A 17137-nucleotide genomic window follows, 5' to 3' on the forward strand; every position below is an offset into this window, starting at 1 on the left:
GAGAGACGATGAACAGCACTTCCGGTCACGACATGACCAGCCACGGCGGCCACAGCGGCCACGGCGGAGCCCGTCCGGGTGGGCTTTCGGTCTCCGAGGACGGGTACACCCTCGGGTTCGATTCGACGATCCTTCCGGCGGGGACGCAGACGGTCGCTTTCCGGGTGACCGGTCCCGACGGGGAGCCGGTCACGGAGTTCACGGCCGAGCACGGGAAGAGGTTGCATCTCATCGCGGTCCGGCGCGACACGGCCGGTTTTCAGCATGTGCATCCGGTGATGGACGAGAAGGGCACCTGGAGCGTCGAGGTGGCTCTGGAGCCGGGGGACTGGAGGTTCTTCGCGGACATCCACCCGGCCGGGCACGGCGGGACCATGACGCTGGGGATCGATGTCTCGGTGGCCGGGCAGTACGACCCGCGGCCGCTTCCCGAGGAGACGCGGACCGCTCGGGTCGGTGAGTACACCGTGACTCTCGACGGGGAACTCGTGCCCGGTGAGGCGAGCGATCTGACGCTCACCGTCAGCCGGGAGGGGCGGCCCGTCACGGATCTGGAGCCCTATCTGGAGGCGTACGGGCACCTGGTGGCGCTGCGGGTCGGCGACCTGGGTTATCTGCATGTCCACCCGGAGGGGGAGCCCGGTGACGGCAGCACCGAGCCGGGGCCCGGGATCACCTTCATGGCCGCCGCGCCGTCGGGCGGGACCTACCGGCTCTACCTGGACTTCCAGCACGACGGCGTGGTGCGGACGGCGGAGTTCACGGTGCGGGCCGCCCGGGCCGCGTCGGGGCACGGGCACGGGCACGGGCACGGGCACACAGGCCACCACCACTGACCCCGGGAGGGACCGTCATGCCCCGTCTGAACCGACTCACGCCCGACACGGCGGTCGGCGCCTCGCGCGACCTTCTCGCCGAACTGGTCTCGCGCCACGGCCAAGTGGGCGACATGGTCTCCACGATGGCGCACTCACCCGCCGTTCTGGGCGGCTATCTCCAGCTCAGCCGGGCCATGGGACGAGCCAGACTCGACCGCCGGATCAGCGAGCGGATCTCGATCGCGATCCAGGTCCGGCAGGGCTGCGGGCTCTGTCTCGACGCGCATGTGAGCGCCGCCCGCGCGCTGGGAGTGGACGAGGAGGAGATCGAGCGGGCCCGTGCGGGCACCTCGGCCGATCCCGCGATCGCGGCGATCGTCACCCTCGCCCTCCAGATCTACCGCGAGCCGACGTCGATCACCGACGAGCAGATCGCCGCACTGCGCGAGTACGGCTACAGCGACCGCGCGACAGCCGATGTCGTCGGCGTCGTCGCGCTCAACATCCTCACCGGTGCCTTCAACCTGCTCGCCGGGCTCACACCGGAGAGCGGCACCGATGCGTAGAGGGATCCAGGCCCCCCGCCGCGGGGCACGGCCTCCGGCCCGAGGCCGTGCCCCGCCGCACGGACACAGAAGGAACACGCCATGAGCCTGTTCGCCATCCGCGACTACCGCCGCCTGTTCAGCGCCCAGATCATCGCCCTGTTCGGCACCGGGCTGACGACCGTGGCCCTCGGACTGCTCGCCTACGACCTCGCGGGCCCGCGCGCCGGCACGGTCCTCGGCACCGCCCTGACCGTGAAGATGGTCATGTACGTGGTCATAGCTCCCCTCACCGCCGCGTACGTGGACCGCTTCCCCAGAAGAACCTTCCTGGTCCTCCTCGACGTGGTGCGCGGGGCCGTGGTCCTGGCGCTGCCGCTCGTCAGCGAGATCTGGCACATCTACGTACTGATCGGCCTGCTCCAGGCCGCGTCGGCGGCGTTCACCCCGACGTTCCAGGCCGTCATCCCGGACATCGTCACCGATGAGTCCGACTACACGCGCGCCCTGTCCGCCTCCCAGGTCGCCTCCACCATGGAGAGCCTGCTCAGCCCCGTACTGGCAGCGGTCGCCCTGGCGTTCATAAGCTTCGACCTGCTGTTCCTCGGCACCTCCGCCGGCTTCCTCCTCTCCGGTCTGCTCGTGCTGTCGGCGCGCGTCCCCGACGCCCGGCCCAGCGCCCACACCCGGGCGTGGGACAAGGCGGCGGCGGGGATCAGGACATTCCTCCGGACACCGCGGCTGCGTGGCGTCATGGCGCTCAATCTCGTGGTCGCGGCGGCGGGATCGATCGTCGTCGTCAACACCGTCAACCACGTCCGTGACCGTCTCGGCGGCTCGCAGTCGGACGTGGCGTGGATGCTCGCCGCCTCCGGCGGCGGAACCCTGCTGGCCGCTCTCGCGCTGCCCCGCGTACTCGACCGGATCGCCGCCCGCACCGTCATGATGACCGGCGCCGCGGTCCTCGTCGGCGGCACGGTCGCCGCGGCGGCTCTCATCGCGGCCGGTCCGGCCGCGTGGACCGGTACGGCGGTCGTCTGGGCCGTGATCGGCGTCGGCATGGCGCTGGTCATCACACCGACCGGCCAGGTCCTGCGCGCCTCCGTCGAGCCGAACGCGATCCCCGGGGCCTTCGCGGCCCAGTTCTCCCTGTCGCATCTGGCCTGGCTGATCACCTACCCCATCGCGGGGCAGCTCGGCACGAGCGCCGGTCTCCCCCTCGCCTGGACCGTCCTCGCGGCCCTCGCCGGGGCGGGCACCCTCGGCGCTCTCCTCCTGTGGCCTCGCCACGACGGACGGCGGGCCGCGACCGGACCCACGGCGCCCGGCCCGGCGGCCGTGCCCCGGACGGACAGGTCCACCCTGGCCAAGGCCGCGTAGCTATCCGTGGCAGGCCGGCCGATGCCCGGGGCGGCCCGGCGCGGCCGCGTGCAGCGTCAGATGCGTGACGAGGAAGTCCCAGACCGCCGAGGCCAGGGCGGGTACCGGGCCCCCGGCGGTCAGGGGCACCCGCGCCAGATGGCCGTGGGGCAGGGCGCGGGCCGCCCGGGCGGACAGCGCTCCGAGCCGTGGGGAGCCGGCGTCGGCGACGACCAGGGTCGGCACGGTGATCGCGGCCAGATCGCTCAGCCGTGCGGAGCCCCGGCCGTCCCGGCCCTCCCGGCCGATGACGAGTGCGGCCCGGACGCGCTCCGGGCGGGCGGCGGCCACCCGCAGCGCCACCGCTCCGCCCGCGCCCGTACCGCCCACCGCGGCCCGGCGAAGGCCGAGCCGGTCCAGCAGCGCGTCGACATCCCCGGCGTACCGGGCCCGGGCGCGGCGAGTGCGGCAGGCGCACACCGAGCGGCCGTGGCCGCGCACCTCGGCCAGGACGACCGTGAGGCCCTCGGCGAGCAGCCGCGCCAGAGGCAGCAGCCCCCGGCGATCCGCCCCGCCGCCGTGCAGCAGGATCAGCGCGGGCCCCTGGCCCAGCACGGTGGCGTGCAGCCGGCAGCCGTCGCTGCCGTGATAGACGAAGTCGCGCATACGAACCCCTTGGGTGTCTCCCGGCGCACCAATACCCTGAGGGGGTATTGACAACCTCTCCAGGGTATACCCCCCTCTGGTACCTCTGGTCTGCCCCGTCCCATCTCCTCCGGGATGCCGACCGCCGTCACCCGGCCGGACTCCAGGAGCACCACGGAGTCGGCCGCGCGGATGGCGGAGGGCCGGTGGGCGATGACCAGCAGGGGTGCACTCGGCGGAGAGCCGCTCGACGGTGCGGGTGAGCGCCGCCTCGTTGGCGGCGTCCAGCCGGGAGGTGGGCTCGTCCAGGAGCAGCAGCCGGGGTCTGGGCAGGAGGGCCCGCGCGATGGCCACGCACCGGCGTTCGCCGCCGGGGCGCGGCACAGGGCGGTCCGGTTCGGGGCCGTTCTCGTCCTCGCCCTCGCCGGGCAGTCGGGTGACGGCCTCGATGCGCTGGAGCTGCGCTGGAGCGCGGCCATTCGCCGACAGGGCCCACTACCGCCTCCGCGAGGAGCACCGCCCGGGTCTTCGTCGGCCCGGGTGGTGTGTGAGCGGGTGAGCATGAGGGTCGACTCCTCGGCCGTGACGGGGTTCCGTCCGGCGGGGCCTCAGCGGCGGCCCCGGGCGGCCGGCCCGCTGTTCGCGGCGGTCCGCGTCTGTCGTCGGCGCTCCTGGGCGTTCCACTTCGCGCGGGTGGCGAGCCAGAGGATGAGGGCGAGGACCAGGCCGCCGGTGGCCAGGGAGGCGGAGGCGGCGGCGCGTTCGTCGCCGTGGCCCAGGTGGTGGAGGACGGTGGCGCTGATGCCGGCGCCGATGGGGATGTGAGTGAGGGCTGCCGCGGTGATGAAGGGGTGATCTTCGCCGAAGCAGTGGCGGAAGTACGCGCCCAGGCCGCAGAGCCAGAGGACCCCCAGGGTGATGCCGATGGCGTACCAGTGCTGGTGGGGGCCGTCGGCGAGGTGGATGCTGCCGCCGTTGGCGTAGGAGCGGGTCTCCACGCCCAGTTCGATGGGGGCCACGACGGCCATGCCCATTCCGGTGGCGCCTGCCAGGAGGGCGAGCCACAGCACGGTGAACAAGGTGAGGTCGAACCAGTCCCTCGGGCTGTCCGTCGTGGTCGGCATCCGTCCCCCGGTCGTCGTCTGGCGTATGTGGTGCCAGGGTGGCAGGAGGTGTGGCGGCCGATGGCGTATCACCGGGTGTCGGGACCGGTCTGTGACAGGGCGGCGCGGGGCCGGGGGTTCAGCGGAGGGGGCGGACCTGGACCTCGTCGTCGGGGATGGGGGTGTCGCAGGTGGCGCAGTGGGGGAGGACGACGACGGGGCCTTCGCAGCCGAGGTGTTCGGCGCGGCGGCGGGGGCCGTGTTCGGAGGGGAGGTGGCGGTCGCCCCACTGCATGAGGACGAGGACGGCCCGGGCGAGATCGCGGCCCATGCGGGTCAACCGGTACTCGTACCGCGGGGGGCGCTCCTGGTAGGGGACGCGCTCCATGACGCCGTGTTCCACCAGGCGGCCGAGGCGGTTGGTCAGAACGGTTCTGGCGATTTCCAGATGGTCGAGGAATCCGTCGAACCGGGTGGTGCCGAGCAGCGCCGAGCGAATGATGAGAAGGGTCCACCGTTCGCCGACCACTTCCAGGGTCCGCGCCAGCGAACAGTCCTGACCGTCGTAAGTACGTCTCAGCATTTGGTCGATTTTAGGGGCAGTTCGGCTTCTCTGGCAGTACTGTCCCGGAATTTTCGCCGCCTGCCGATACTACGGCCTCGCCGCCCGCGGCGATGGCTCGATATGGCCGACAGGTCCCGTCCCGGCCGAGGGCTCCGGAGCCCGTCACCTCGCCGGGACCGGCCGCCCGCGGGTCCCGCGGTACTGTCCGCTCCTTCAGGAGGGGGCGTTTCCCGGCGCTTTTCCTCAACTCATGCAGGTGGCAGTGATGTTGGGTAATGTTCGTTCCCAGCAGGGCAGTTATGAATGCGCGACGAGAGGGAATACCGCTGTGATCATCGTTTCCGGATACCTCAGTGTGGCCGCGGACAAGCGGGAGGAATACATCAGTGGCTGTCATTCGGTCATCGAGCAGGCCCGGGCGGCGGACGGGTGTCTTGATTTCGCCCTCTCGCCCGACCCGATCGACCCCGGTCGTATCAATGTCTATGAGCGCTGGGAATCGGACGAACAGCTCATGAAGTTCCGTGGTTCGGGTCCCGACGACGAGCAGAACGCCGAAATCCTGGGCGCGGACGTCTGGCGTTACCGGATCTCCGCGAAGGAAGCTCCCTGAGCCACGGCCCGGGAGAAGCTACGCCCGAGCGGGCCCTCGCGCGATCGCGAGGGCCCGCTTCGGCGTCGGGTGCCGGTCCCGGTCAGTCCCGGGCCGCGGCCGGGACGCTCTGCGGCGCGCCGCCGCCGGCGTCCGATTCCGCGTCGTCCTTCTTCGCCGCGCCCAGCGGGGGCGCTTCGCGCAGGGCGACGGCCGCGAGCAGGGCCAGGCTGCCGAAGAGCACCGCGCCCACGATGGCGGCCATGTGCATTCCGGAGGTGAAGGCCTCTCTGGCGGAGTCGAGCAGGGCGGCTCCGCCCTGGGCGAGTCCGTCGGCGGCGGCCACGGCTCCGGCCACGCTCTCCCCGGCGGCTTCCGCGGCCTCGCCGCGAAGGCTCTCGGGCACGACGACCTCGGAGTGGTAGACGGCCGAGCCGATGCTGCCGAAGGCCGCGATGCCCATGGCGATGCCGAGGTGGTTGCTGGTCTCCGACATGGAGGCGGCCGAGCCGGCCTTCTCCGGCGGGGCGGAGCCGACCACCAGGTCGACGCCGAGGGCCACGGCGGGCCCGGCTCCGAAGTAGATCACCGCGATGCCCGGGACCAGCAGGCCGAGACCGCTGCCCGCGTCCACCTGGGTGAGCATGATGAAGCCGACCACGGACAGGGCGAGGCCCACCGCGATCGTGGTCCCGGGGCGCACCTTCTGGGCGATGGCGGGGGACACCATCGCGCCGATGGCGATGGAGACGCCCACCGGCACCAGCCACCAGCCGGCGGCCGCGGGCGACAGCCCCTCGACGGACTGCACGTACTGGCTCACCAGCAGGAAGGTGCCGCCCAGGGCGGCTCCGCCGAAGAGCATGATGCCGAGCGCCGCGGCGAAGGCGCGGTTGTGGAAGAGCTTGACGTCCAGGATCGGATTGTCGATCCGCCCCTGCCTGCGGAGGAACACCGCTCCGGCGACCAGGCCCACGACCATCGCGATCCAGGGGAGCGCTCCGCCGGCCAGGCCCTCGGCCGCCAGCTCCTTGAAGCCGTAGATGACGGGGAGCACGGCCGCCAGGGAGAGGACCACGCTGACCAGATCGAGGCCGCCGGCCTCCTCGTCCCGGAACTCCGGCAGCAGCACCGGGCCCGTCACCAGGAGGAGCAGCATGATGGGCACGCCCATCAGGAAGACCGAGCCCCACCAGAACTGCTCCAGCAGCACACCGCCGACCACCGGTCCCAGCGCGCCGCCCGCCATCATGCACATCGCCCACACGGCGATGGCGGCTCCGCGCTGGCCCGCGTCCGCGAACATATTGCTGATCAGCGCGAGGGTGGACGGCATCAGGGTCGCCCCGGCGACGCCGAGCAGGGCCCGGGTGACGATCAGCATCTCCGGGCTGGTGGAGTACGCGGCGGCGACGGAGGCGATGCCGAAGGCCGCCGCGCCGATCAGCAGCAGCTTCCGGCGGCCGATGCGGTCGCCGAGGGTTCCCATCGTGACCAGGAACCCGGCGAGCAGGAACCCGTAGATGTCCATGATCCAGAGCTGCTGGGTGCTCCCCGCTCCGAGATCCGCGCCCAGGCTCGGCAGAGCCAGATACAGGACGCTGATATCCATCGACAGCAACATGGTGGGCAGAGCCAGTACGGCCAGCCCGGCCCACTCACGCCGTCCCGCCTTGGGCACGTCGCTCATCCTTGAACTTCCTTCCGCTTCATGACAGCCACTCACCACTACAGACCGTCGCCGAAGCGGGTTTTCATCGGGTCGGCGCGAACTTCTCCCGAATCCGGTCGGATCCGTGGCTCTTCCGCAACCCTGAGGGCGGACGGCGGGGGGTCCGGTCGCCTAGAGTCGGCGGACAGGAACGATGAGCACAACGGGCAGATGGGAGAGGCCATGGCGGTGCCCACCAGCACAGTCGCCGATGAGTTCCCTCGGGTGACCGACCCGTTCCGGAGCGCCCTGTTCGCGCACTGTTACCGGATGCTCGGGTCGGTGCACGACGCGGAGGACCTGGTACAGGAGACATATCTGCGCGCCTGGCGGGCGTACGACCGCTTCGAGGGCCGCTCCTCGGTGCGGTCCTGGCTGTTCCGGATCGCCACGCATGCCTGTCTGACCGCGCTGGAGACCCGGGGCCGCCGGCCGCTGCCGCGCGATCTGGGCGGGCCGGACCCCGAGCCGGGTTCGCCCGCCGCCGCCGAGCGGTCCGACGTGCCCTGGCTCCAGCCGCTGCCGGACTCGGCGGCCGGGGTCGGCGGGGATCCGGCCTCGATCGTGCTGCACCGGCAGAGCACCCGGCTGGCGTTCATCGCCGCGCTCCAGCATCTGCCGCCCCGGCAGCGGACCGTGCTGATCCTGCGGGATGTGATGGGGCTGCGGGCTTCGGAGGTGGCGGAGATCCTGGACACCACGTCCGTGGCCGTCAACAGCGTGCTTCAGCGGACCCGGGCGCAGCTCGACCGCATCGCCCCGCGCGAGGAGCAGCTCGCCGAGCCGGACGACCAGGATCAGAGGCAGTTGCTCGACCGCTATGTCGACGCCTTCGAGAACCATGACGTCCCGGGGATCACGGCGCTGTTCCACGCGGACGCCACCTGGGAGATGCCTCCGTTCACCGCCTGGTACCGGGGGGTCGACACGATCGGCCGGCATCTGGCGACCCAGTGCCCGACCCGGGCCGGGGAGCTGCGGCTTCTGCCCACCCGGGCCAATGGGCAGCCCGCGTTCGCGACGTATCTGCGCGGGGAGGACGGCCGGCACCACGCGTCGGCGATACAGGTCCTCAGCCTGGACCGGGGCCGCATCGGGGCGATGACCATGTTCTTCGATCTGCGGCTGTTCCCGGTCTTCGGCCTCCCGGAGACACTGCCGGAGTGATCGGCGGGACGGGCCCCTGGCCTCACGCGCCGTCGGGGATCCGGGCGAGGAAGCGGCCGACGGCCGCGCCGGTCCCGGCGGGGGCGCGGTACGGGAAGAAGTGCCCTCCCGGCACCTGGCGCAGGGCGAACTCCCCGGTGGTGCGCCCGCGCCAGCCGCGCATCGGGCCGCCGGGGGCCAGCGGGTCGTCCGTGCCGTGCAGCGCGAGGAGCGGGCAGGACAGCGGCTTCTGGGGCACCGGGCGGTAGGCGTCGGCGATCCGGAGGTCGCCGCGGAGGACGGGCAGGAACATCCGGTACGTGAGGGGGCCCGCGCCCCGGGCGGGTGCGCCGCCGAGGGCGACGACCCGGGCGTACAGCTCCTCGTCGGACAGCTCGGGCAGCTCGGCGGTGTGCGGGACGGCGCGGAGGCTCTCGTGCGGGGGTCTGCGGCCGGTGACGATCAGCAGGGCGGGCGGCCGGGCGCGGTCCTGTGCCCGTACGGCCAGTTCATGGGCGTAGAGCGCGCCGAGGCTGTGCCCGAGGAGGCCGTAGGGCTCGCCGCTGCCGGTCAGGGCGGTCAGCCGCTCGGCGAGGTCGTGGCAGGCGGTGGGCCAGTCGGGGCAGGGGGGTTCGCGCCAGCGCTCGCCCCGGCCCGAGGGCTCCAGCGGTTCCGGCCGGGCCCCTTCGATCCAGGGGGCGAGGGTGGCGGCGAGACGGGCGGCGGAGCCTCCGGCGTGCGGCAGGCAGAAGATCCTCATCATTACTTGGGGCCCGCCTCCCCGGCGGGCAGCGCCCTGATCCGTCCGGGCCGCTCGCCGCGCACCAGCTTGCGGTGAAGGGCGCGCTCGGTCGCCGCGACCGTCTCGGGGCGGGTGTCGAGGAGGTAGAGGTCCAGCGCGAAGCGGGTGTCGCCGTCCTCGGCCGTGTAGGGCCGGGTGGCCGAGGTCACCACGCCGGGGAGGGAGTTGGCGATCCGGCGGACGGAGGCCAGGGAGACCTTGAGGCCGTCGGCGACGAGGAAGTCGGAGAGCCGCCCCCGGAAGTGGAGATAGCCGTCGGCGTCGATGCGGAAGCGGTCGCCGGTGGCGATCTGGCCGGGTCCTGTGAACAGCTCGCCCGCCCGGCCCTCGGAGACTCCGACGGTGCCGCGGAGCACGGTGGGCGAGGTGACCAGCAGCTCCCCGGTGCCGTCCCGGTCCACCGAGCGCAGCGCGACGCGGACGCCGGGCAGCGGGGTGCCGACGGAGGAGAGCCGGTGCGGGGGTTCGCGGTGGGCGGCGAGGGTGCTGACGCGGGGTCCGGCCTGGGTCAGCCCGTAGGTCAGATACAGCTCGGTGCCGGGGCCCCGGTCCAGCAGCTCCCTGGTCATGCCGGTGCTCATGGCCTCGCCGCCGACGGTGAGCATCCGCAGGCACCCCGGCGGCTTCCAGTCGCCGCGCAGCAGGGCGCGGGCGACGGTGGGGGTGATGGAGGAGCTGGTGACCCCGGCGGCGGTGAGCGCCGCGTGGTAGGCGTCGGGGCTGAAGGGCGGGCCGGAGATCACCAGCCGGGCCCCGGTCACCAGGGCGGCCAGCGCCTGGGCGACCAGCGCGTACGAGTAGTTGAGGGGCAGATTCACCAGCACGGTGTCCGAGGCGCGCAGCCCCACTTCGGCGGCGTGCAGCCGGGCGTTGTGGACGAGGGAGGAGAGGGGGTGGATACAGCCGCTGGAGATGCCGGAGGTGCCGGAGGTGAGGAGTACGACATCGCCGCGCCGGTGCGTCTGCGTGTACGGGCCGGGGCTGGGGCCGGGGCCGGGGAGCGCGACCGCGAGCGCGCCATGACTCCCGTACCGGGGGAGGTCGCGGAAGGCGGCCGACTGCCCGGGCACGAGCAGCAGCCGCGCGCCGAGCCGGTCGGCGATCTCCTGGATCCGGGCGCGGGGGGTGCCCGCCGGGAGGGGGGCGGGGACGCCTCCGGCGAAGAGCACGGCGAAGAAGTGCCGCAGCAGCGCGGTGCCGTTGGGCAGGGCGATGAGGACGGTGCCGCCGGGGCGCAGTCCCGCCTCCAGGAGGGTGGCCGCGATGGCGTCGAGCGAGGGGACGGGCCCGTCGTCGGGTTCGGTGTCGAGGGCGTTCCCGGACAGATAGCTCTCTATCCCGTCGGGTGTCCAGGGGATGTCATCAGGGGTCATGGCGGCCTCAGTTCGCGGTGTGCCGCACCACACGGCTGCGGACGAAGTGGGTGCCTGCGGCGTCGGTCAGATGCTCGTTGACGACGACTTGGCGGCAGCCGCCCGTGGTGAGCCAGCCGTGCACCAGGGGTACGAGGAGGGGCTCGGCGGCCGTGGGCGGCATGGTCAGCACGAGGCTGGGGCCCCGGAGCCCGTGGACGATGCAGGCGAGTCCGGCGAGCGAGCCGGGGCCCGCTCCGGCGAAGCGCAGGGGCGAGATCCGCCCCCGGCCGAGGCCGGCCGCGAGCGTCCGCATGGTGTGGAGGGTGCCGGTCTCGCTGACGGTGAGCACCCCCGTACTCGTCCCTGTCCCCGTACCCGGCTCCGTGTCCGTCTCCGGAAGCAGGGCGAGGACCTCGGCGACGGTGTCGGAGACCAGCAGGGCGACGGGGTCCGCGTAGGAGGAGACCGTGCGCCGTACGGGTCCCTCCGCCATGTCCCCGCCGACCCGGGTGCGGGCGACGACCCTCAGGCGCGTGTCGGTGTCGAGGGCGTCGCCGCCGGAGGGGAGTTCATCGTGCATGGCCGGGTCCCCGTTCCAGCGCGAGGGCGGTGTTGAAGCCGCCGAATCCGAGGGTGACGCTCAGTCCGATGCCGGGGCCGATCCCGGCGGGAGCGCCCGCCGGTACGGGCAGGGCGAGAGCGGGCAGCGGGGTGCGCAGCGAGTGGACGGGCGGCACCCGGCGGTGTTTGAGCGCCAGGACGACCGCGACGGCCTCCATGGCCCCGGTCGCGCCCAGGGTGTGGCCGAAGGCCCCCTTGGTGGCGAAGACCGTGGGCCGGTGGCCGCCCTCGGCGAGCCTGCCCAGGCTGCGGGTCTCGACGTCGTCGTTGGCCTCCGTACCGGATCCGTGGGCGTTGACGACGCCGACGTCCTCCCAGCGGGCTCCGGCGTCGGCGAGCGCGGAGCCGATGGCCTGCACGACCGTGTCGCCGGAGGGGTCGGGGGCGGTCATGCCCGCGGCGTCGTTGGAGGAGCCCGCGCCCCGGAGCACGGCGTACGCCCTGGCGCCCCGGCGGCGGGCGGCCTCGGCGGACTCCAGGACGAGGAAGGCCGCCCCCTCCCCGAGGAGGGTGCCGTCCCGCCGGGTGTCCAGGGCGCGCAGCAGGGTGGGGGACATGGTGCCCAGCCGTGAGTGGCCGAGCCGTTTGGCGTCGGTGAGGACGTCGGCCCCGCCGCAGACGACGCGTTCGGCCGCCCCCGACCGGATCAGCCGGGCGGCGACGAGCAGTGCGTCGGAGCCGGAGGAGCAGGCGGTGGAGAGCGCGACGGGGGCGCGGGCGATGCCGGTGTCGCGGGCGGCCTCGGCGGCCCACGCGTACAGGCTTCGGGTCTCCGGATCGTCGAGATGGGATCCGTAGCTGGTCCCGGCGACCAGCCAGGGGTCGCCGTCGCGCGCGCCGGGGCCCGCGTCGTCCAGGGCGCGGGCGATCGTGTCGGCCGTCAGGGCCCGCTGGCGCTCACGCGGCCCCGCCCCCGGCCCCGGCCCCGGTGCCGCGCCGGGGCCGGGGCCGGGCGGGGGTTCGGCGAGTGCCCCGGCCAGCTCGTTGCGCAGCTCGTGGCGCGAGGGTACGGGGCGCACTCCGCTGTCCCCGGCGATCAGCCGGTCCCAGACGGCGTCGAGCCCCGTGCCCAGCGCGGTGGACCAGGCCATGCCGGTGATCAGCGGCTCGCCGCTCACCACAGCTGGCGTCCCAGGTCCGCGACTTTGGTGCGGACCAGGGAGCCCCGGAAGGCGGCGACCTGGCGGTCCTCGACGGTGGCCCGGCAGGAGAAGTGGAAGGAGGCCTCGTAGAGGCGGTCCACCCGGACGTCGAAGACGACCCGGTCGCCGGGGACGACGACCTTGGTGAAGCGGCAGCGGGTGGAGCCGATGAGGGTGAGTTCGTCCTCGTCCAGCTTGGACGTGCTCATCTGGTAGAGGATGATGCCGGACTGGGCGAACGCCTGCATGAGGTGGCTGCCGGGGAAGACGGCGCGCTCGGGGAAGTGTCCGGCGATCACGTCCATCGTGCCGGAGACCATGGTGACGCTGCGGAGGTACTCCCCCGGCCGGTGGTCCAGGATCCGGTCGATGTAGATCATGGGGTGGCGGTGGCGCAGCCACTGCTTGATCTCGGTGAAGCCCAGCGCGGTGTCGGCCGGTTCGGCCGGTTCAGTTGTTTCGGTCGGGTCGGTCGGGTCGGTCGGGTCGGTCATGGCTCTCTCCGTTCACGCGGTCGCGCGGGTCAGCCGGTCGCGCAGGGTCTGCCGGAGCGGGGCCGGCAGCGGGGCCACGGTTCCCCTGGCCCGGTCGACCACGCAGAGGACGAGGTCGCCGGAGGCCAGCAGGGCCGTTTCGCCGTCGGCGGTCCGGTGGATCTGGCTGTGGAGCCGGCAGGACGCGCCGCCGACCCGGTCGACGCGGACCGTGATGCTGACCTCGTCGGGGAAGCGGGCGGGCAGATGGTATTTGAGATGGGTCTCGGCGACGGCGAGGTCGAGTCCGTCGTCCGCGAGAGCGGTGACGCCCTGGCCGAGGCTCTCCAGGTTCTCCAGGATCGCGGTCTCCATCAGGGAGGCGTAGCGGCTGAAGTGGACGACTCCGGCGGCGTCGGTGTCGACGTGCTCCACCCGCCGGACCACCGGGCGCAGCCCGTTCACTCCGGGCGTCCGAGGAAGGCGCGGGAGCCCTCGGCGATGCGGGCCACGATCTCCTCCGCCTCCCGGGGGCCGGTGATGAGCGGCGGGGCGATCCGGAGGGTGGGGAAGACATAGCGCAGTCCGGCGGAGCGGCGGCCGGCCCCGGCCATGAACTCGACCATGACTCCGGCGCGGACGATGTGCTCGCGCAGTTCGACGAGCCGGCCCGCGGCGGCCTCGGTCAGCTCCAGGCCCTGGATGACGCCCCGGCCCCGGATCTCCCGGTACAGCTCGGGGAAGGCCGCCACGGCCTCCTCGCGCAGGGCGGCGGTGAACTGCTCGCCGAGGGCGGCCGAGTGTTCGAGGAGTTTCTCGTCGACGATGTGGCGCAGTCCGTCGCGGATGACGGCGCAGCCCAGCGGGCGCAGATCGGAGGTGGCGACCGCGCCGGAGCCGCGTACGGTCAGCTCCTTGCGGGCGATGACCATCGAGACGGACTGCGCGCCCATGCCGATGCTCTTGCCGATCACGGTGATGTCGGTGGGTACGGGTCCCTCGTCGTCGGCCATGGCGAAGAAGCGGCCGCTCTTGGCGAAGGTCAGCACCTCGTCGGCGATGAGGAGCGCGCCCGCCCGGCGGGTGCGTTCGGCGAGGGAGCGCAGATAGCCGGGGGGCGGGGTGAGGATGCCCGCGTCGCCCTGGATGGGTTCGACGACCACGGCGAGCAGCCGGTCGCCGAACTGGGAGAGATAGCCGGCGAGCGCGGTCTCGTCGCCGAAGGGCAGATGGTCGACGGTGGTGCCGTAGGGGCGCGAGGGGTCGGGGACGGGGAGTCCCAGCCGGTAGTGCCTGCGGTTGAGGAAGGGGACGAGTCCGCTGGTCCAGCCGTGCCACGCGCCTTCGAAGGCGAGGATCCGGTCGCGTTCGCCGCGGCCGGTGGCGGGGCGCAGGGTGCGGTGGTCGAAGCGGGTTTCGAGGGCGAGGCGCAGTGCCAGTTCCATGCCTTCGGAGCCGGAGTTGCGTCCGCTGGCGTGGTATTCGCCCGCGGGGAAGTGGTCGGTCCAGAGTCCGCCCTCGCCGAGGACTTCGGTGAGCAGCGCGGAGCGCTCCAGGGAGCCGATCTCGTCGGTGGCGTAGCCCGCCTCCCGTGTCCCCCGGTCCAGGGCGCGCCGTACGACTTCGTGGCCCGCGCCCAGGCAGGCGCTGGCGTAGCCGCCGCTGGCGTCGAGGGCCTCGAAGACGGCGCCGGCGCGCTCTCCTTCGAGTTCCGCGTACCGCTGGCGCAGTCCGGTGCCGCCGAGGAGGGCGAAGGGGAGCCGTCGGCCGTAGTGGTCGAGGTGGAGTTCGCGGCCCCGGGCGAGGGTGTCGAGGGTGCCGGGGGGCAGGGTGGCGGGCCCGGTCGGGGCGGCGCTCACGCGGCGTCCGCCCGGAGCCGGGTGACGAGCGCGGTGACCGTGCTCAGGGAGCGGAAGTTCTCCGGGGTGAAGTCCTCGTCGGAGATCCGGACGGCGAAGGACTCCTCGCACAGGACCCGGAGTTCGGCGAAGCCGAGGGAGTCGAGGCCGTGGACGGCCCGCAGGCTGTCCTCTGCGCCTATTTCCTCGGGCGGGGCCTCCAGAAACAATTCGGCGGTCAGAATCTTCCGGATCGTTCCTTCGATATCCATGGGTGTACCTCTCCCGTTGTTTCCGCTCCTGGCGGCCCTTGTTTTCCGAATTCATCATGAGGGGCGGAACTCGTCGGGCGCATCTCCTGGATTGCGCCGAACGGAATTTCGGCCGGGGACGCCGAAGCGCCCCGGTCCGAAGGGAACCGGGGCGCTGGGAGGTGGTGTTGACGATGCGGGCGGCCGGGCTCAGCCGTACCGGGCGATCAGGTCGAACGCCTCCTCGGACAGTTTCCGGCGGTCCACTTTTCCATTGAAGTTCATGGGAAAGGCGGGGAGCCGGACGAGATGACGGGGCACCAGGTAGGGGGGCAATTGCTTTTCGAGAAAGGCGAGGAGCTGTTCCCGGTCGGTCTCCGGCCCCAGATGGAATCCGGCGAGTTCGGTGGTGCCGTCGGCGGTGACGCAGGGGACCACGACGGCCTCCTCGACCGATTCATGGCGGCGGAGCGCCGCCTCGATGTCGCCGGGCTCCGCGCGGAAGCCGTGGATTTTCACCTGGTTGTCCACCCGGCCGAGATAGACGAGGGTGCCGTCGGGTTCCGTGTGGACGCGGTCCCCGGTGCGGTACCAGTGGGCGTCGGTCAGCTCCTCCCCCGGCTCGAAGGGGGCCCAGTCGTCCTCGCTCCAGCGGGCGAAGCGGCCCGTGTTGTGCGCGGGGTCGAGATAGCCGTCGAAGCGCTGGGGGCCCCGGACGAGCAGTTCGCCCTCCTGGGAGCGCCTGCCCCGCTCGTCGATCACGACCCATTCGAGCGCCGGGTAGACGGGTCCGATCGGCAGTGAGCCGAGGCGGGCGTCCGGCCAGTCGGCGGGGTCGGCGGGCAGCGGGTAGGTGGTGCAGGTGCAGGTGACCTCGGTGGGTCCGTACACATTGGACAGCACTCCGCCGGGCGCGGCCTCCTGCCAGGCGCGGGCGTTGTCCACGGTCAGGGGTTCGCCGCCGAACAGGCTCCAGCGCAGGGTGGGCAGAGCGCCGGGGGTCAGCTCCCCGAGCAGCCGGGCCATGGAGAGCGAGGAGGGGACGGAGAACCAGTGGGTGATGGCGTCCTCGTTGATGTGCGCGACGGGGGTGAGGAGTTCGGCCTTCTCGGGGACGACGAGGGCGGCTCCCGAGGCCCAGGCGACGAAGAGCACCCAGATCGAGAGGTCCCAGGAGAGGTCGCAGGTCTGGGAGAAGCGTGAGCCGGGCCCCGCCTCGAAGTACGGCACGGTGTGGGAGAGCCAGGCGGAGACATGGCGGTTCTTGATGGGGACGCCCTTGGGCGCTCCGGTGGAGCCCGAGGTGAAGATGATGTACGCCAGGTCGTCCGGGCCGGGGGCGCTCCCGGGGGCGCGCCCGGCGTCCGCGCTCTCGCCGTCCGCGCTCTCGCCGGGGCCGGGGGTGTCGGGGAGCACCAGGTGGGGGATCCCGGTCTCCCGGCCGATCCGCTCGGCGAGTTCGGCGTCCTCGGCGGTGCAGAGCAGCAGATCGACGGCGGCGGCGCGGGCCGTGGCCGTGTTGCGCTCGGGCGGGAACTCGGGGTTGAGCGGGACGACCGCCGCGCCGAGCCGCAGCCCCGCGAGATATCCGGCGTAGGTGCTCACGGTGCGGGAGCAGAGCAGACCGAGCCGTCCCGGTCGGCCGCCCGGCCGTTCGGCGATGCGGCCCGCGAGGTGTTCCACCGCCTGTTCCAGGGCGCGGTACGAGAGGTCCTGGCCGGCGACGCGCAGGGCGAGCGCGTCGGGGTGGCGGGCCGCCGAGCGGGCGAACCAGCCGTGGAGCGAGAGATCCTCGTACCCCTCGCCGGGAAGCGGCCCGGCCGCCGCGGCCGGGGATCCGGCGGCCGTGCGCCGCGTACCGCTTCCGGGGTCGGCGGACCCGGCGGCGGTGGCAGTGGCGGTGTAGAGGTCGTGGACGCCGCGCAGATTCCGCCGCCGGTACAGCTCGGCGATGGGGACGCGGTGGCCGGTGTGCTTCTCCACGGCCAGGACCAGCCGTACCAGATCCACCGACCGCCAGTTCAGGGCGTGGTCGAAGTCCGGTACGGCCCCGTTCACGGGCAGTGGGAGAGCGAGTTCGTCACGGACGAGACGGACGAGGTCGTCCAGGGTGAACACGGGCATCGCCTTTCTGCGGGGTGGTGGGGCCGGACCGGACGGGACTTCGAGGA

Annotated in this window: 18 protein-coding genes and 1 pseudogene; 5 read left to right on the forward strand and 14 right to left on the reverse strand. The window is 72.8% G+C overall.

Annotation, left to right across the window (positions count from 1 at the left end; all coding sequences use genetic code 11):
• Positions 1-8: 8 nt before the first annotated feature.
• The 3 genes from IE247_RS24120 to IE247_RS24130 all read left to right on the forward strand — a co-directional run bounded on the left by IE247_RS24120 (position 9) and on the right by IE247_RS24130 (position 2743).
• Entirely contained in the window at positions 9-836 is an 828-nt protein-coding gene (locus IE247_RS24120; protein ID WP_190125350.1) for a DUF8832 domain-containing protein, read from the forward strand.
• A 17-nt stretch (positions 837-853) separates the two neighbouring features.
• Complete coding sequence (locus tag IE247_RS24125; protein WP_190125351.1) at positions 854-1384, forward strand: carboxymuconolactone decarboxylase family protein; 531 nt, start codon at positions 854-856, stop codon at positions 1382-1384.
• A gap of 81 nt (positions 1385-1465) precedes the next feature.
• Positions 1466-2743, forward strand: a complete 1278-nt coding sequence (locus tag IE247_RS24130; protein ID WP_190125352.1) for an MFS transporter — start codon at positions 1466-1468, stop codon at positions 2741-2743.
• Here IE247_RS24130 and IE247_RS24135 read toward each other — a convergent pair whose 3' ends face one another.
• The 4 genes and pseudogenes from IE247_RS24135 to IE247_RS24145 form a co-directional block, all read right to left on the reverse strand.
• A complete protein-coding gene (locus IE247_RS24135) occupies positions 2744-3388 on the reverse strand; it encodes an alpha/beta fold hydrolase (RefSeq protein ID WP_190125353.1) in 645 nt (214 codons plus the stop codon). It abuts the gene before it with no gap.
• A 306-nt stretch (positions 3389-3694) separates the two neighbouring features.
• Positions 3695-3751, reverse strand: a pseudogene (locus IE247_RS35050) (hypothetical protein); the annotation flags it as partial.
• A gap of 224 nt (positions 3752-3975) precedes the next feature.
• Entirely contained in the window at positions 3976-4491 is a 516-nt protein-coding gene (locus IE247_RS24140) for a hypothetical protein (RefSeq protein ID WP_190125354.1), read from the reverse strand.
• 118 nt (positions 4492-4609) lie between these two features.
• The gene (locus tag IE247_RS24145) at positions 4610-5053 is read right to left on the reverse strand and encodes a winged helix-turn-helix transcriptional regulator (protein ID WP_190125355.1); all 444 of its coding nucleotides are present in this window, start codon (positions 5051-5053) and stop codon (positions 4610-4612) included.
• 232 nt (positions 5054-5285) lie between these two features.
• On the opposite strand from IE247_RS24145, the gene IE247_RS24150 reads away from it, so the two are divergent.
• Positions 5286-5648 (forward strand): putative quinol monooxygenase, encoded by a 363-nt coding sequence (locus IE247_RS24150; RefSeq protein ID WP_229869307.1) that lies wholly within the window; start codon positions 5286-5288, stop codon positions 5646-5648.
• Positions 5649-5730: 82 nt separating this feature from the next.
• Here the strand turns inward: IE247_RS24150 and IE247_RS24155 are convergent, their stop codons facing one another.
• The gene (locus IE247_RS24155; RefSeq protein WP_190125356.1) at positions 5731-7317 is read right to left on the reverse strand and encodes an MFS transporter; all 1587 of its coding nucleotides are present in this window, start codon (positions 7315-7317) and stop codon (positions 5731-5733) included.
• 204 nt (positions 7318-7521) lie between these two features.
• On the opposite strand from IE247_RS24155, the gene IE247_RS24160 reads away from it, so the two are divergent.
• The gene (locus IE247_RS24160) at positions 7522-8505 is read left to right on the forward strand and encodes a sigma-70 family RNA polymerase sigma factor (protein WP_190125357.1); all 984 of its coding nucleotides are present in this window, start codon (positions 7522-7524) and stop codon (positions 8503-8505) included.
• A 22-nt stretch (positions 8506-8527) separates the two neighbouring features.
• Here IE247_RS24160 and IE247_RS24165 read toward each other — a convergent pair whose 3' ends face one another.
• The 9 genes from IE247_RS24165 to IE247_RS24205 all read right to left on the reverse strand — a co-directional run bounded on the left by IE247_RS24165 (position 8528) and on the right by IE247_RS24205 (position 17090).
• Positions 8528-9244 carry a thioesterase II family protein gene (locus tag IE247_RS24165; protein ID WP_190125358.1) on the reverse strand — a complete coding sequence of 239 codons (717 nt, stop codon included), beginning with the start codon at positions 9242-9244 and terminating at the stop codon, positions 8528-8530.
• 2 nt (positions 9245-9246) lie between these two features.
• On the reverse strand, positions 9247-10659 hold the full coding sequence (amcH, locus tag IE247_RS24170; RefSeq protein ID WP_190125359.1) for an adenylate-forming 2-oxoglutaryl-ACP ligase AmcH: 1413 nt from the start codon (positions 10657-10659) through the stop codon (positions 9247-9249).
• Between the two features lie 7 nt (positions 10660-10666).
• Positions 10667-11221, reverse strand: coding sequence for a cispentacin moiety biosynthesis protein AmcG (gene amcG / locus IE247_RS24175; RefSeq protein ID WP_190125360.1), 555 nt, complete (start codon positions 11219-11221; stop codon positions 10667-10669).
• The gene (gene amcF, locus IE247_RS24180) at positions 11211-12380 is read right to left on the reverse strand and encodes a cispentacin biosynthesis acyltransferase subunit AmcF (RefSeq protein WP_229869309.1); all 1170 of its coding nucleotides are present in this window, start codon (positions 12378-12380) and stop codon (positions 11211-11213) included. The genes amcG and amcF overlap by 11 nt, the downstream gene beginning before the upstream one ends.
• Positions 12377-12898 carry a cispentacin biosynthesis cyclizing decarboxylase AmcE gene (gene amcE / locus IE247_RS24185; protein WP_229869310.1) on the reverse strand — a complete coding sequence of 174 codons (522 nt, stop codon included), beginning with the start codon at positions 12896-12898 and terminating at the stop codon, positions 12377-12379. Before amcE ends, amcF begins: the two co-directional genes overlap by 4 nt.
• Before the next feature lie 12 nt (positions 12899-12910).
• Positions 12911-13342 (reverse strand): acyl-CoA thioesterase, encoded by a 432-nt coding sequence (locus tag IE247_RS24190; protein ID WP_229869311.1) that lies wholly within the window; start codon positions 13340-13342, stop codon positions 12911-12913.
• The gene (gene amcC, locus IE247_RS24195) at positions 13339-14736 is read right to left on the reverse strand and encodes an amipurimycin biosynthesis protein AmcC (protein ID WP_229869312.1); all 1398 of its coding nucleotides are present in this window, start codon (positions 14734-14736) and stop codon (positions 13339-13341) included. Before amcC ends, IE247_RS24190 begins: the two co-directional genes overlap by 4 nt.
• Complete coding sequence (amcB, locus tag IE247_RS24200; RefSeq protein WP_190125361.1) at positions 14733-14987, reverse strand: cispentacin biosynthesis acyl carrier protein AmcB; 255 nt, start codon at positions 14985-14987, stop codon at positions 14733-14735. The genes amcC and amcB overlap by 4 nt, the downstream gene beginning before the upstream one ends.
• Positions 14988-15176: 189 nt before the next feature.
• Positions 15177-17090, reverse strand: coding sequence for an AMP-binding protein (locus IE247_RS24205; RefSeq protein ID WP_229869313.1), 1914 nt, complete (start codon positions 17088-17090; stop codon positions 15177-15179).
• Between the last annotated feature and the right edge of the window lie 47 nt (positions 17091-17137).

The organism is Streptomyces inusitatus (genome assembly GCF_014651115.1).
In the GTDB taxonomy this organism is placed as follows: Bacteria; Actinomycetota; Actinomycetes; order Streptomycetales; family Streptomycetaceae; genus Streptomyces; species Streptomyces amakusaensis.

Coding starts and splice junctions, on each gene's coding strand:
- IE247_RS24165 (WP_190125358.1), bottom strand. CDS start 9,244: ATGAGGATCTTCTGCCTGCCGCACGCCGGAGGCTCCGCCGCCCGTCTC.
- IE247_RS24155 (WP_190125356.1), bottom strand. CDS start 7,317: ATGAGCGACGTGCCCAAGGCGGGACGGCGTGAGTGGGCCGGGCTGGCC.
- IE247_RS24130 (WP_190125352.1), top strand. CDS start 1,466: ATGAGCCTGTTCGCCATCCGCGACTACCGCCGCCTGTTCAGCGCCCAG.
- IE247_RS24140 (WP_190125354.1), bottom strand. CDS start 4,491: ATGCCGACCACGACGGACAGCCCGAGGGACTGGTTCGACCTCACCTTG.
- IE247_RS24205 (WP_229869313.1), bottom strand. CDS start 17,090: ATGCCCGTGTTCACCCTGGACGACCTCGTCCGTCTCGTCCGTGACGAA.
- amcB (WP_190125361.1), bottom strand. CDS start 14,987: ATGGATATCGAAGGAACGATCCGGAAGATTCTGACCGCCGAATTGTTT.
- amcG (WP_190125360.1), bottom strand. CDS start 11,221: ATGCACGATGAACTCCCCTCCGGCGGCGACGCCCTCGACACCGACACG.
- IE247_RS24160 (WP_190125357.1), top strand. CDS start 7,522: ATGGCGGTGCCCACCAGCACAGTCGCCGATGAGTTCCCTCGGGTGACC.
- IE247_RS24135 (WP_190125353.1), bottom strand. CDS start 3,388: ATGCGCGACTTCGTCTATCACGGCAGCGACGGCTGCCGGCTGCACGCC.
- amcE (WP_229869310.1), bottom strand. CDS start 12,898: ATGACCGACCCGACCGACCCGACCGACCCGACCGAAACAACTGAACCG.
- IE247_RS24125 (WP_190125351.1), top strand. CDS start 854: ATGCCCCGTCTGAACCGACTCACGCCCGACACGGCGGTCGGCGCCTCG.
- IE247_RS24120 (WP_190125350.1), top strand. CDS start 9: ATGAACAGCACTTCCGGTCACGACATGACCAGCCACGGCGGCCACAGC.
- amcH (WP_190125359.1), bottom strand. CDS start 10,659: ATGACCCCTGATGACATCCCCTGGACACCCGACGGGATAGAGAGCTAT.
- IE247_RS24145 (WP_190125355.1), bottom strand. CDS start 5,053: ATGCTGAGACGTACTTACGACGGTCAGGACTGTTCGCTGGCGCGGACC.
- IE247_RS24150 (WP_229869307.1), top strand. CDS start 5,286: ATGCAGGTGGCAGTGATGTTGGGTAATGTTCGTTCCCAGCAGGGCAGT.